This is a genomic window from Chryseobacterium sp. PET-29 (genome assembly GCF_025736815.1).
Taxonomy (GTDB): Bacteria; Bacteroidota; Bacteroidia; order Flavobacteriales; family Weeksellaceae; genus Chryseobacterium; species Chryseobacterium nepalense.
Window position 1 is genome coordinate 1,617,222 of record NZ_CP107053.1, and the last position, 13,300, is coordinate 1,630,521.

General features: G+C 35.0%; 10 protein-coding genes, 1 tRNA gene and 1 pseudogene. 2 read left to right on the forward strand and 10 right to left on the reverse strand.

The window, feature by feature from the left end; genetic code table 11:
- Positions 1-13: 13 nt before the first annotated feature.
- The 7 genes and pseudogenes from ODE14_RS07045 to holA all read right to left on the reverse strand — a co-directional run bounded on the left by ODE14_RS07045 (position 14) and on the right by holA (position 10,334).
- Complete coding sequence (locus ODE14_RS07045) at positions 14-4,276, reverse strand: NACHT domain-containing protein (protein ID WP_263603511.1); 4,263 nt, start codon at positions 4,274-4,276, stop codon at positions 14-16.
- A 7-nt stretch (positions 4,277-4,283) separates the two neighbouring features.
- Positions 4,284-5,423 (reverse strand): hypothetical protein, encoded by a 1,140-nt coding sequence (locus ODE14_RS07050; protein WP_263603512.1) that lies wholly within the window; start codon positions 5,421-5,423, stop codon positions 4,284-4,286.
- Positions 5,424-5,575: 152 nt separating this feature from the next.
- Positions 5,576-5,951 (reverse strand): annotated as a pseudogene (locus ODE14_RS07055) (site-specific integrase); the annotation flags it as partial.
- Between the two features lie 421 nt (positions 5,952-6,372).
- Positions 6,373-7,599: a site-specific integrase gene (locus ODE14_RS07060; protein WP_263603513.1), complete on the reverse strand. Its 1,227-nt coding sequence runs from the start codon at positions 7,597-7,599 to the stop codon at positions 6,373-6,375.
- Between the two features lie 251 nt (positions 7,600-7,850).
- Positions 7,851-7,938, reverse strand: a tRNA-Ser gene (locus ODE14_RS07065).
- 226 nt (positions 7,939-8,164) lie between these two features.
- On the reverse strand, positions 8,165-9,106 hold the full coding sequence (gene trxB, locus ODE14_RS07070) for a thioredoxin-disulfide reductase (protein ID WP_248392631.1): 942 nt from the start codon (positions 9,104-9,106) through the stop codon (positions 8,165-8,167).
- 190 nt (positions 9,107-9,296) lie between these two features.
- Complete coding sequence (gene holA / locus ODE14_RS07075) at positions 9,297-10,334, reverse strand: DNA polymerase III subunit delta (RefSeq protein WP_263603514.1); 1,038 nt, start codon at positions 10,332-10,334, stop codon at positions 9,297-9,299.
- Between the two features lie 7 nt (positions 10,335-10,341).
- Between holA and ODE14_RS07080 the strand changes: the two genes are divergently transcribed.
- Together ODE14_RS07080 and ODE14_RS07085 are read left to right on the forward strand one after the other, a co-directional pair.
- Positions 10,342-10,773, forward strand: a complete 432-nt coding sequence (locus ODE14_RS07080) for a type I restriction enzyme HsdR N-terminal domain-containing protein (protein ID WP_248392620.1) — start codon at positions 10,342-10,344, stop codon at positions 10,771-10,773.
- Positions 10,774-11,066: 293 nt separating this feature from the next.
- Complete coding sequence (locus ODE14_RS07085; RefSeq protein ID WP_263603515.1) at positions 11,067-11,810, forward strand: dienelactone hydrolase family protein; 744 nt, start codon at positions 11,067-11,069, stop codon at positions 11,808-11,810.
- Positions 11,811-11,851: 41 nt separating this feature from the next.
- Here ODE14_RS07085 and ODE14_RS07090 read toward each other — a convergent pair whose 3' ends face one another.
- From ODE14_RS07090 to ODE14_RS07100, 3 genes are all read right to left on the reverse strand, one after another.
- Positions 11,852-12,238: a PEGA domain-containing protein gene (locus ODE14_RS07090; RefSeq protein WP_263603516.1), complete on the reverse strand. Its 387-nt coding sequence runs from the start codon at positions 12,236-12,238 to the stop codon at positions 11,852-11,854.
- 155 nt (positions 12,239-12,393) lie between these two features.
- Positions 12,394-12,765 (reverse strand): cupin domain-containing protein, encoded by a 372-nt coding sequence (locus ODE14_RS07095; protein ID WP_263603517.1) that lies wholly within the window; start codon positions 12,763-12,765, stop codon positions 12,394-12,396.
- Complete coding sequence (locus ODE14_RS07100; protein ID WP_263603518.1) at positions 12,752-13,285, reverse strand: GNAT family N-acetyltransferase; 534 nt, start codon at positions 13,283-13,285, stop codon at positions 12,752-12,754. The genes ODE14_RS07095 and ODE14_RS07100 overlap by 14 nt, the downstream gene beginning before the upstream one ends.
- Between the last annotated feature and the right edge of the window lie 15 nt (positions 13,286-13,300).

A 13,300-nucleotide genomic window follows, 5' to 3' on the forward strand; every position in this document is an offset into this window, starting at 1 on the left:
ATTGATAATAGTGCTAAATACCAAAAGACAATATTTTGTTAACTTCCTCTAAAGCAACGTTTACATCATTTATCTGCGATTTGCTTAAATAAAATTGATAATCCATACGCTCAATAAAGGCATGCATATACCGGACATCCTTAATTATTTCGTAATTTTCTTTAATAAATTTCAAAATCGCATGCTTGACAAGTTTCAGATTGCTTTCACTTGCTAGTGCCAAATTCACGAGCACTTCGGCTATAGTTGACGCAAGTCTGTTGAATTCATCATTTTCCTCTTTTATTCTACCTATTCTATAAAGCTGCATTAATTGCGGCAAAAACGAAGGGTCGGTTATTTCGATAAGAGAAGATATTTCAAAAATGTAGTCAAAATCTTTACTACCACTATTGGCAATTAAAAAATCCAGATAAAATGTAGTCCCTTGGGAATCTCCAGCCTTGGTAAGAAAATGAGAAGCAATGAACTTTTGATAATCATCTTCATTTTTATTAAGCATAATTTCCCTGAGCAAATTGATAATTCTTTCCCGGGGTGCCTCATTTTCAAATAAAATTTGTATTAATTTCCACCTAAAAGGTTCCGCTTTTACTCTATCCAAAAGATTCAGAAGCATTGTCGTATCTTTTATTTTCGTTTGATAAACTTCCAAGACTTGACTCCTATAGTAATCAGGTCTTTCCGGATTTGCCAATTCGTTATCAATAAACCGGTAAGCCTCTTTAAGTTTATTATTCAACGCATAAATAGCATTGTTAACCCAAGCAATATCATAATCAATGCCTGCCTGCAAATTAGAAACTATTCTCTTATGTATATTTTCCGTACCAACTTGCTTTTCAATAACAGTGAAATCCAGAGAGTTCTGTGAATTGTTTGCAGGATCATCAAATGTTGTAAAATCAAGAATTTTTTCAGTTTCGAGGGAAAGATCAAATTTCTCTATATAAAACCAAAGTGTTTGGGTAAGTATATCAAATTTAATCTTGTTCCTATCGGTCTCATTAATTCTTACTGCATTTTTTATGTTTGTATTAGATGCTCTTTCCGTAACCCATATTTGTAATTTATGTTTATGCTCGGGAGTAATTTGAATAGAATTTTGTTGACTTAATTTCTCTTTTAGTGATCTAAATAAATAATCTTTCAGCATTTGTATGTCATCAGTATATTTCAAAAAATTATCAAGAGTGAGCTGTCTTCTTTGCCGCAGAAATAAAGTTAATAAATCAAAAGCAGCATCTCCCATTTCTGCCTTTTCAGTAAAGTCATATTTTTTGTAACTATAAAGAGTACTCCAATCAAGCTCATTGATGCCATTTCTTTCAAAAAAGCTGCTAATTTCTTTTCTTACATTTTCTGGCTCAAAGTATAACGAGAGATTCTGTCGATCATGAGCCAATTTCAGTTCTTTGTAATCAATTTCTTTTATATTGTCAAGAATGTCAGAGTTTTCTTTAATTTGATTCTCTAAATATTGTACATTTTTGTGCTCCGCTTCATTACTATAGAACTTTACACTTTTGTAAAAATCGTAGAGCTCCTTATTATTCAAATGGTGTGAAGTATAGTCATTTATAAGACTATCTGTCACATCTTTATCAAGTAATCTTACATATAATTGAGATTTCTGATAATTTAATAAACTATTGTTATTATATAATTCTTTGTAAGCTCTAAGTTTAGTGCCAGTCTTCTCAAAAAATTCTACAATTGCACTCGTCGCTTTCAAATCGTTTGTTTGTCCGTAATTTATATAGATATCAAACATCAAATTATACAACTCCGGATATTCTTGATAAGCATTAGCACAATCCACAACAATTTTACTTAAAAGACGATAATGATAATCATAAAAGTACCATGATTTTGCGGAGTTGTCCCTCAATAAACTAAGTAATTTTTTCAGGCTATTTATTGTAAGATCGGCATCAAGCAGCTTGACAAGTTCACTGTATTCATCTAATAACATCGTCTGTTCTCTATCATCTCCCTTGTCGGGAATACTGATGCCTTCGATTAAGTAATCAATGTAAATATTTTCCAGATTTGCTGATCGGATCATCTTATAAATAGATGCCCTTATATATTGATTTTTGCGAGTTGCGAAAAGAGACATCAGAAATTCCAAAACTTCGGCACTACCAAGTACAAGATTTGTCAACGTGTTCACTGCAGCATTAATGATATGTGGATTATCTTCATTTTCAGAAATAAAATCAAGCAGAACATTTTCTGTAACTCTTTTTTGTTGGCTATTGAGCTTCTGATGTTTGATAAGATCCATAGCATTCAATCTGGCTTGGATAGAATTTGTTTTATCCGACAGCTCGTCCAGTAAGAATTTGCTGGCAATGTCAGCATCGGGAAACCTTGAAAGCTCATGTCGTGTAAACTTATTCGAATCAATCCAAACATCGAGCTTTTTATAGTGTTCAAAGATATTCTTGAATATCTTGAACCTCGTTTTTGAATCCACTTTATCAGGTTCTATTTTTACCAAAATTTCAGGCTCAACAGCCAGCATCCACTTAATCAGAATATCTCTTCGTTGACTATCAATAATGCCCATCAAAAAAAATAGCGTATTTACCCAGCTGGGTCTAACGCGTTTTTCATCAAAAGAGATACTTTTCTTTATCTGTTCAACATCCATTTCTTCCAAAACGCTTGCAGCAAGAAATTCTTGGATATTATTATGCTCAAATCCCCAATATGAAGGATCTGTCTCGTCATTCTTGAAAGCTGTTGAAAATCTTAACAATTCAATATCATCAGGATTTGGCAGTACTTTCTGAAGGTCATTTGAAGATATATGGTTTATACCCATGTATTCCATAGTCAGCGCCACTTTCTTAAGTAACCTCATGACATATTCCTTTTTATCTCTTAAAGGTTTGGTAATGGTAAAGTGCTTTTTATCAAAATCAAAACGCTCTTCTATAAAATCATTTAGTAGCTCTACTTTACTGATATTAAGATTGCCCTTATATTTGTATTTTCGCAGTAGCAACTGAAGAAAGAACGGTTGTGAGACAAGATCTCTAAAGCCATTCTGTTCTACTTTGTGGAGAAAAGTTTGCGCATTAACCGAATAATGTGTCCTTACAAAATTTTCTATCTTTCCCGAATCAATATCATCTATGAAGTAAACCGAAAAATCCGAAAGTGTTCCTGGCGAAGTTGCAGTAGGAAGTTCATAGAAATTTGTCCGACAAGAAATAACAGATTTAATCTCCGGATGCCTCGCAAAAAAAGTTGAGATTTTTCTGACAGCTGTATTGAAATTAGACGGTTGTACTTCATCAAGACCATCTAGAATTACAAGGCAGGTACTTTCTGGTATCTTTTCCCAACCTACTGGTAGAAAGTCTTCAAGATTTTCATCGACGTAAGTATTCATCTTTTGGAAGACAGGGACAAAAATCGAATCTTCCTTCGTATAGTATTTTGCAAGATTTGAAAGTTCAGTGGATTTTCCAGATCCAGCGTTACCCAATAAGACTATTCTGCTTTGCTTTTCAACGACTTTCTGAAGATCTTCTCCGTGTTGTTCTATTGCAAACAAATTGCTGATATCTTTGTTATGATCAAATTGGCTGACGGTCCGCCTAATAGCATTCTCCAATACCAAAGCATGCTCCGTAAAACTTTCTATGTAAATATTGCTAAGATCAGTTTTGACGTATTTGATGTCTAATAAAAAATCTTCTTTTTCTGCTTTAATTTTATTGTTTCTTATACCAAAAACAAAGTCATTCAATATTGAGTAAATTCTAAAAGGGAACTCTTCAGAGTTTGGAATGGTATTGTACCATCCCGCTTGAATATCTTCTTTAAAATTTTCAATCTTTAATAGCGATTCTACTTCTTCCTTCCCTCTTGTTGCCCTAGGCTCTTTAAAGAAAAAATAGATCTTAATATTAGCTCCCGCCAAAAAATTTGTCTTGGCAATGGAGAACTCTTCCTCTGTCCCTGATTCATAAGGCTTTCCTGTTAGCGGATCAGATCCTCCACTCGGGGACCCAAATCGCATCCACAGCAATCCAATATAGATATCATAATCTTTAAATCTAACATTAATGTCTTCTTGTGGCCTTCCACCCCATGCACCAACAATATCTTTGAAATCAAGTACTTCAAAGTGTACGTTAACATTATTTCTTTGGAGATCTTGACTAAGCGATTTACATGCTTTCTTGATAATATCCTTTTCAGGAGTTACATCTCCAGGGCATGACACAAATACCCTTACCTGCTCAACATTGGTCATTAATAAATTAGATTTGATTATCAGCCTCTCTCTCTTCGTTATTATTATAAGGATGGAAGTCTTTTATGCTTCCATCCGGCTCTATTTGAAGCCGATAGTAAGTTCCATCAACATAAATAGCTCTTTGCATCATTCTTAAATATGGTCTTTCAGGATTTTGGCGAAAGAATTCTTGTATATTCTGTCTTTCCTGATTTACAACCATTTTAAGAACATGCAATATATCTTCGTATTTATATTGGAACACAGTCTTCCCACGAAATCTATCTCCTATCTGAGTTTCACTTGTGTGCCTTGCATATATATGTACAAAGCGGTCAAATGACAAATAGATTGGAATCTCCCCAAACGTAATGATTTCTTCATCAAACTTATAGCAAGCTTTTTTCAATTCTTCCAATTCAGCCCCATAATGATTAGCAATTTCCTTTATTTTCTCGTGTGACTTCTGAATTTCTAAATCGATAACTTTTTTCTTATTTAATCTTTTATCGACACTCAATTTTACAAATTCACTTGCTTCGGGCTCCGTCATCGTCATTTCCTGAAGTTTTGTTTCGAGTTCGATTAATCTGACCTCATCCTTAAAATTTTGATCGGTTGTTTGTAAAAATTCTTGATAATCGTCTGCCTGTATATCAATGTTAAAATGCGTTCTAAATGCCCAATATTCTGCTTTTTGCTTAGGTGTTAATCTAGTTCCCTTTTTATAGAGAGAATTTAAAAATCCGAACCTTACTCTATTTAATTCCTCCCATCCACTAAATGAAGGGCCTTTAATTTGAATTTGATTTTCAATGTTCTTTTTTTCGGTGATGCTAAATCTATTCTCTCTAGTTCTATCAAAAAATGACACCAGATTTATACTACTGGCCCTGATTCCTTCCTGATCTAAAAAGATCACATCTTCTTCAGATAAATTTTCGAGTTCGGAAGGAATAAATTTAATTTTTCTATCGTTGCGGGGCATTGGGACAGTATCTCGGATTTTTTCACAATCTTCTCGTTCATGTAGTGTGTAGTGAAAAACGCCCATTAGCTCACTTCCAAATTTTTTAAATTCGTCAGAATTGCGGTCAAAACGTAGTATGACAAAGGTGTCGTATTGTCCGAAATCGAAGTAGATTTCTTCGTAAGAAAAATTCATATTATTTAGATTATTAGTAAGCTAAATATACGCAAATAATATTTTATCAATTAAAAATTTACTGAAGTATTCTTGCAGGTTTGTTAGAGTCTAAAAATGTCAGTCGCTAATAAATTATTCCGCTTTCAATTTTATAAATTGGTTTCTACAAATTATTCTAATTTTTGTACTTGTCTTTTATTAGCCAAAACAGTTTTCAAAAGTGACATATCCTCACTCACTTTCTTATCTAAAATCTTAGCATAATGCTGAGTGATTTTTTATATTTTAATGCCCAAGCATTTTGCTAACACTTTCAATTGGTACACTATTAGCCAAAGTAACTGTTTTAGCAAAAGTATGACGAGCAATATGATAGGTTAATTCTTTATCAATTTCGTAGAGATCTGCAATCTCCTTAAGATACGCATTCATTTTCTGATTGCTTAAAACCGGTAGTAATTTCCCACTGTTTATGCATAAAGGATGATGCTTATACATCTCAATAATTTTCTCTGCAGATGGAAGTAAAGGAATGTTGGAAGCAGTTTTACTAACTTATCATAAACCTTTGTTCCCAATAATCATCTTTATTTAACTTAGATTTTATATCATCCCATCTGCAGGTAGGTTTATTACTAGAAATTATCATTTCTTTTGTATATAAAAAACTTAAATAAGAAATAGTAAGGATGCTCTTAATGTCAATCTTACAACATTTCACTGATTCTTCAATAAAAATTTAGAATCTGTAGAGTTTTTCAATTTATCACTTTATAAAATGACAATTGTTTAAATTTTACTTAATCATTTATATTTTAAAAAGAATCCGTGATGAGAAAACATTAGTCAGAACAAATACATCCCGGAGAAAGGAAGTAGTAGCAATTTTTAACAGTTGGAATAAATATTTACAATCATGTTCAAATCTAATATCTTAAAAAAAGCAGGAATTCGTATTTTAACCATCTTAATTAAAATCACTATCCTCAAGTTTACATCTTAAAACCGCCATATCATCACTTACTTTCTTATCCAGAATCTTCGCATAATGCTGTGTCGTTTTTATATTCGTATGACCGAGCATTTTACTCACACTTTCAATAGGAACACCGTTTGACAAAGTAACAGTAGTAGCAAATGTGTGTCTTGCAATATGGAATGTTAAATCCTTATTGATACCACAGACGCTCGCAATTTCTTTGAGGTAAGAATTCATTTTCTGATTGCTTAGAACAGGAAACAAAACATCTGAATTGATACATTGCGGATGGTTCTCATATTTTAAGACCATTTCCTGAGCTAAAGGCAGTAGCGGAACTCTCGTTGAAGTATTGGTCTTTTGACGATGGGTAAAAATCCATTGGTCGCCATCAACGCCGATATTGATGTTAGATTTTGACAGTTGCTTTACATCCACATAGGCCAGACCTGTGTAGCAGCTAAACAGAAAGATATCGCGAACCTGATTCAGTCGATCTGATGCAAATTCCTTTTCATAGATCATCTGAATTTCGTCCTTGGTAAGATAGGGACGTTCCACAGCCTTTATTTTTGCTTTATAGCCCAGAAAAGGGTCTTTACTGATCCAACCGTGCGCCATACATAGTCGGATGATCTTTTTGAAATTCTTGAGATACTTTACGGCCGTATTGTTTCCACATTTACGGACACTGCGGAGCCAGAAATCATAATCACTGATAAAACCGTGATCGATTTGCGTGATATCAATATCAGAAACTTTGTATTTCCAAGTGATGAATTCCTGCGTATGCTTTAAAGAAGTTTTATAACGCTCCAATGTTCCCGGGGCAAAATCCTGACCGACCAAAGCTTCCACTTTGTCATTATGCTCCTGGAATATCGGAATAAGCATTCTTTGCTCAATATCAGTTCCAAGCAGTTTAGATTTTAAACTCTCTGCCGTTACAAAGTTTTCTTCTTTCAGCATCAGATAGTGGAAATCATAAACTTTCTGTTCCAAAGTTTTAAGATAGAGATTAAGTGTTTTGGCTTCTTGCGAATTACCCAATGCCTTGTGTGCTTTAACATCCCATTTCTTTGGATCGATATACCTTTTAGCAGCAATGTCTGCTGCCTTGCCATCTATAGTGATTCTTAAATAGATGGGAGCGGTTCCGTTTGTTCTGATCTTATTCTTTTTGATAAAAAATAGCAGGTTGAATGTTTTGTTCATTGTGTGATAACTTTAATGGTTTAATAATTTACTTTTTGTTACCACTTTTTGCAAGATGTACAATCGTTAGACTGCCTATTGGTCGGGCTTTCCTTGATTTTTCGTGACCCATTTTTGTGATTTTTTGAATGGGACACGAAATAGGACATATAAATCGTGACCTATTTTGATTTTTTTTGATACAGAGCAAAAACAAAAAAAGCTGTAAACATTGATGTTTACAGCTTTTTAGCTTATTTTGGTTTCCCAACTGGCGGAGAGTGAGGGATTCGAACCCCCGGACCTGTTACAGTCAACAGTTTTCAAGACTGCCGCAATCGACCACTCTGCCAACTCTCCAGAAACTCCGATTATATCGTCGTTTTCAGTGGTGCAAATATAGAATGTTTTTGTATACTGCCAAAATATTTCAGAAAGAAATTTTAACAAAACTTAATAATCTTCTATAAATCAGATAAATTATTTTTCTAATTTAAATAGTTGACATTAAACAATAGGCTTTAGGACACAAATAAAAAACGCATTTCAAAAAAAATGCGTTTAAATGTATTAAAAAATTGAATAATTAATGTAATTCCGCAAGGTATTTTTCTGCATCCATAGCCGCCATACATCCACTTCCTGCTGCTGTAATCGCCTGCCTGTAAATATGATCCTGAACATCACCTGCTGCAAAAACTCCCGGAAGATTGGTTCTTGCCGATCCTTTTTCGGTTAGAATATATCCGTTTTCATCCAGATCAACCTGCCCTACAAAAATATCTGTATTAGGTTTATGACCAATTGCGATAAAAATTCCATCAACGTCAATGGTAGAAGTTTCCTGAGTCTGGTTATTGATAACTACGGCTCTTTCCACCAGGTTATTTTCACCCTCAATGGCAATCAGTTCATGATGAAATTTTACTTCAATATTAGGCGTGTTGTGTACTCTGTGAATCATAGCTTTGGATGCTCTGAAAACATCTTTTCTCACAAGCATGGTTACTTTTTTACAAAGTTTGGCAAGATAGGTAGCTTCTTCAGCAGCCGTATCTCCTGCTCCCACCACCACTACATCTTTTCCTTTATAGAAAAAACCATCGCAGGTTGCACATGCGGAAACACCTCCTCCTGCATATTTTTTCTCATCTTCCAGCCCAAGATATTTTGCTGTTGCCCCGGTTGAAATAATTACTGTTCTGGCAAAAATTTCTTTATTGCCTGCATATAATTTATGAACTCCGCCAACTTCTTTGGAAAATTCAACCTTTGTGATCATTTCATAATGCACTTTTGTGTCGAATCTTTCTGCCTGCTTTTGCAAATCCATCATCATTTCAGGACCTGTAATTCCCGCCGGATACCCCGGAAAGTTATCAACCTCCGTAGTTGTGGTTAATTGTCCGCCCGGCTCCAAACCTGTGTACAATTCAGGTTTCAAATCTGCTCTTGCGGCATAAATTGCTGCGGTAAAGCCTGAAGGTCCGGATCCAACGATCACACAATCTAAAATGTTTTGCTCCATAATTTGCTTTTCAAAAGATTTTAAAATTTACGTCCGCTAAGTTCGTAATTTTTAATATTTATTTAAAGTTATTTTAATGATACTTGTCAATATCTAATATGTTGAATTTCGATATTAGTTATTCGATATTGGTTGTCAGTTGATGGTGAAATTTAGGTCAATCAACCAACAACAACTAACAATCGACCAATCACAATTTCATTTTAATTTTATCTACGTTAATGATTTTGTAAACCAACTCTTTAATAAGCTCTGCCTCACTCATATTGACGGCTCCCAAACCTTTTCCTTTCATATCGAATTCCCTTAAAATAGAGATGACCCGCGTCGCATGTTTTAAAGGATATAATCTTGCAGATTCTGCATAATCTTTAATAAAATAAGGATTCACGCCCATCTGTGAGGCAATCGCCTGTGGGGATTGACCTGCCATGGTATTGTAAATAATGACATTTGAAAAGTAATTGTACAAGCTTGCCAACATCATTACAAAAGGATTGTTTTTAGGATTTTTACCCATAAAATGGGCAATTTTAAAAGCTGCATTGGCATTTTTAGTTCCTAAAGCCTTCTGCAGTTCAAAAACATTGTATTCTTTACTGATCCCGATATGATCTTCCACTATTTTTCCGTCAAGCGCTTCACCAGGCTTAAGGATAATTTTTAATTTGTTCAGCTCATTGGCGATTCTGGAGAGGTCATTGCCCAAATATTCTGCAAGAAGATGAGAAATATTCGGGGCAGTTTTGATGTTCAGCCTGATGCACTCATCGGAGATCCATTTCGGAAGATTGTTTTCCTTTACCGATTCGCTAAGAATTAAAGCATTGGCTTTGTCGAGAGCTTTGGTAGCTTTTTTACGGCTGTCCAGTTTTTTATGTTTATGCGCAAAAACCAGCACTGTGGAAGGAACTGGATTGGCAACATAAGCTTCCAGAATTCTGTTTTCTTCTTCATTGAATTTTAAGTCCTGTGCTTCTTTTACAATGATTACCTGCTTATCGCCCATCATCGGAAATTGTCTTGCCAGGGAAAGAATTTCCTGGTAAGAAGTATCTTTTCCGTACACAACGGTTTGGTTGAATGCTTTTTCATCTTCCTCCAGAAAGTCGTGCTCAAGTGCTTTTACTGCAAGATCTATAAAGTAAGGCTCTTCTCCATGGAAAAAATAAATCGGTAAAACTTCTTTATTTTTAATATTTTTGAGGATTAAATCTAATTCTTTCATCTTATAAATGGAACTTCCAAAACTGAATTTTCAGGAAACTTTTGATTTTAAATTCAAGAAAGACAAAGATAAGTTTTTTATTTATGATCTGGTTCGTAAAACTTACCTTTTGCTCACTCCTGAAGAATGGGTACGACAACACTGGATTCATCATTATCTTACGGTAAAGTCCTACTCTGTTTCTGCTTTAATTACAGAAAAAAAAATTGTTTTAAATGGTTTAACAAAAAGAATTGATCTTTTAATCACTGAAAAGACAGAGCCGAAAATTTTAATTGAATGCAAAGCGCCGCAAATTAAACTTACTGAAAAGACTTTTGAGCAGACGGCAAGATACAATTCTATAATCGGAGCGAAAGAGATTGTTTTAACGAACGGGCTGCAGCATATTCATGCGTTTTACGAGAATGGCGAATATCATTTTTATAAGCCGGATTGAAGATTTATAGGTTCAGGTTGAGGCTAAAATTGAGTTTAAGTCTGTTTTTTGAGTTATTTTTAGTAATTTAGATAGGATATCTTTGATGGTATTGGAATGGAAACAGAAGTATGATGCAGGGTTTCCTAGCCCGGATTGAGCGGCATGTCTGAGCTCTTTTTATTTTCGGCGGCGGCTTCGCCGCGTCGCCGAAAATAAAAAAGCGAGTAGCGAAAGCCGGAAAAGCTTAAAATAAAAATAAACACTGATTTTCGAGGTAATCCAATAACTCTAACAAAATTAAATTACAAAATATGATACGCACACTTTTATTATCAGCATTCCTGATGGGTTCGGGAACTTTTTTCAGTCAGAATTTAAAGCCTGTGGCCTACAAGGACGGTTCGCAAAAACTAAACGGTTTAATCACCTCAAATGCCGGAAAAAAACTTCCCGGAGTTTTAGTCTTACCGGCGTGGAAAGGTATTGACGATGAAGCAAAAAATGCCGCTGCAGATTTGGAAAAACAAGGGTATATTGCTTTTGTTGCAGATATTTATGGTGAAGGAAACATTCCTGCAGATAATGAGTCGGCAGCAAAAACATCGGGATATTATAAGAAAAATTATGAGGCTTACCAGAAAAGGATTTTACTGGCACTGGAAGAACTAAAGAAAAACGGAGCTGTTCCTGAAAAAATTGCTGTAATAGGTTATTGTTTTGGGGGTACAGGTGCTCTGGAGTCTGCGAGAGGAAGTTTTCCTGTGGCGGGTGTAGTTTCGATCCATGGAAGTATCGGGAAAGACCAGACAAGAAAAAACGGACCGATTTCTACAAAAATCCTGGTTGAAAATCCTGCAGATGACAAAAGTGTAACGCCGGAAGATTATAACAATCTTATCAAGGAAATGAATGAAGGAAATGCCGACTGGCAGATCATCACCTATGCGCATTCAAAACATACATTTACCGATCCAAAATCTCCGGATTACAATCCTGTTATGGCAAAAAGAGCATGGAATCATACTCTGATGTTTTTAAAAGAAATCCTGAAATAATCTAACAGTGTAACAATTACTTATTGTTACACTGCTAAATTTTAAATTAATTTTTCTGCTCGAGCTCTATTTTGATATGCTTTTGGAGAATATTTGGTAAGAGAACCTGTAGCCGCATCAATTCCTACACCAATAGCTCCACCTAAAAGAATATTGACCAATGTCACCGGATTAAAGGTTTTGGTAAGCTTAACCTCCTTAGTATTAAATCCTTCTTTTTCAAAAGTTACCATTTGTTTGCTTAAGGATCTCGGAATCTCAGCGGTACATGGAGTTTTACACTTTTCAAGTCCTTTATGAAATACTTTGGCACCTTCCGGAGTCGAATTAAAAGTGATCTTATCTTTTGTTCCTGTAAGAATACTTGCGCATGAAGTTACAGAAAGGGCGATTCCCGCTAAAAGGGCTACTGACAGTTTGTTTTTCATAGTTAGTTTTATCTTTCGTAAAAATTTGCGCGAACTTACGAATAATCTGTCACCGGTCAAAAAAACAACTATATATCGAGTCAGTTTAATATCATTATAAATTATATTTTTGACTGTTACACTGTTACATTATTAAATTGGTACATTATGCAATTTTAATCTACTCCTTCCTCTTCCCGATGTACCGATTCCATAGAAAATGCAGGGAGACAAATTGAAATATATTCACACTCCTGTTCAAAAGGATTGCTGTAGCGGATTCTGGCGCCTTTTTCGATCATGATGCTTTGCCCTTTCTCCAGGATGACTGTTTCACCGTCAATTTCAAACTGTTTTTTCCCCGAAATAATAAGGGTAAATTCATCAAATTCCGGTGTCTGGTGCGGCTCGCTCCATCCCGGCGGAGCTATCATGTGGGCAATTGAAAGGTCTGAGTTTCCGGTGGAATTTCCCCAATGTTCTTCAATCAGTTTTCCATCGGTCGTCGGAACCACGAATGGTGTCTGTTGGATTTTAAATTTTTTCATATTTTTCTCTTTTGATTTGGTATAAAATGTTGATTCTCGAAGGTTCTCCGAAATAAGCAATTTCCTCTTCACCTCTCTCTTCCGCACCCAGCTTTTCCATAGCTTTCCTGGAACGAATATTATCTTTTCCGACATGGAAATACACCGTATCAACAAACTGAAAGATATAATGCAGCATTATTTTTTTGATTTGAGAATTAATCCCTTTCCCCCAGAATTTTGTTCCATAAAAAGTGTAACCTATGAAAATGCTGTTATCATGTTGGTTATAATCATAAAAACGGGTACTTCCCAGTATTTCGTCAGAAGATTTTCCGGTGATTTTAAAGGCTCCGCCACTTTTCATAGCTCCTTCAAAGAAAGTACTGAAAACATCTTTACGATACCGGTCTTTATTCGGATGCTGGCTCCAGACCTCCGGATCGGAAGCGACGTGATATAAAGACTCAAAATCCCCTTGCAGCAAGGGGATTAACTGATATTTTTCATTTTCTAAAACCGGTTGAATAGAAAATTTCATTGCTTATTTTTTATT

Excerpts from the sequence above, each read along its gene's own strand:
- ODE14_RS07095 (WP_263603517.1), bottom strand. The coding sequence starts at position 12,765 with ATGAAAAAATTTAAAATCCAACAGACACCATTCGTGGTTCCGACGACC.
- ODE14_RS07045 (WP_263603511.1), bottom strand. The coding sequence starts at position 4,276 with ATGACCAATGTTGAGCAGGTAAGGGTATTTGTGTCATGCCCTGGAGAT.
- ODE14_RS07080 (WP_248392620.1), top strand. The coding sequence starts at position 10,342 with ATGGAACTTCCAAAACTGAATTTTCAGGAAACTTTTGATTTTAAATTC.
- ODE14_RS07100 (WP_263603518.1), bottom strand. The coding sequence starts at position 13,285 with ATGAAATTTTCTATTCAACCGGTTTTAGAAAATGAAAAATATCAGTTA.
- trxB (WP_248392631.1), bottom strand. The coding sequence starts at position 9,106 with ATGGAGCAAAACATTTTAGATTGTGTGATCGTTGGATCCGGACCTTCA.
- holA (WP_263603514.1), bottom strand. The coding sequence starts at position 10,334 with ATGAAAGAATTAGATTTAATCCTCAAAAATATTAAAAATAAAGAAGTT.
- ODE14_RS07085 (WP_263603515.1), top strand. The coding sequence starts at position 11,067 with ATGATACGCACACTTTTATTATCAGCATTCCTGATGGGTTCGGGAACT.
- ODE14_RS07090 (WP_263603516.1), bottom strand. The coding sequence starts at position 12,238 with ATGAAAAACAAACTGTCAGTAGCCCTTTTAGCGGGAATCGCCCTTTCT.
- ODE14_RS07060 (WP_263603513.1), bottom strand. The coding sequence starts at position 7,599 with ATGAACAAAACATTCAACCTGCTATTTTTTATCAAAAAGAATAAGATC.
- ODE14_RS07050 (WP_263603512.1), bottom strand. The coding sequence starts at position 5,423 with ATGAATTTTTCTTACGAAGAAATCTACTTCGATTTCGGACAATACGAC.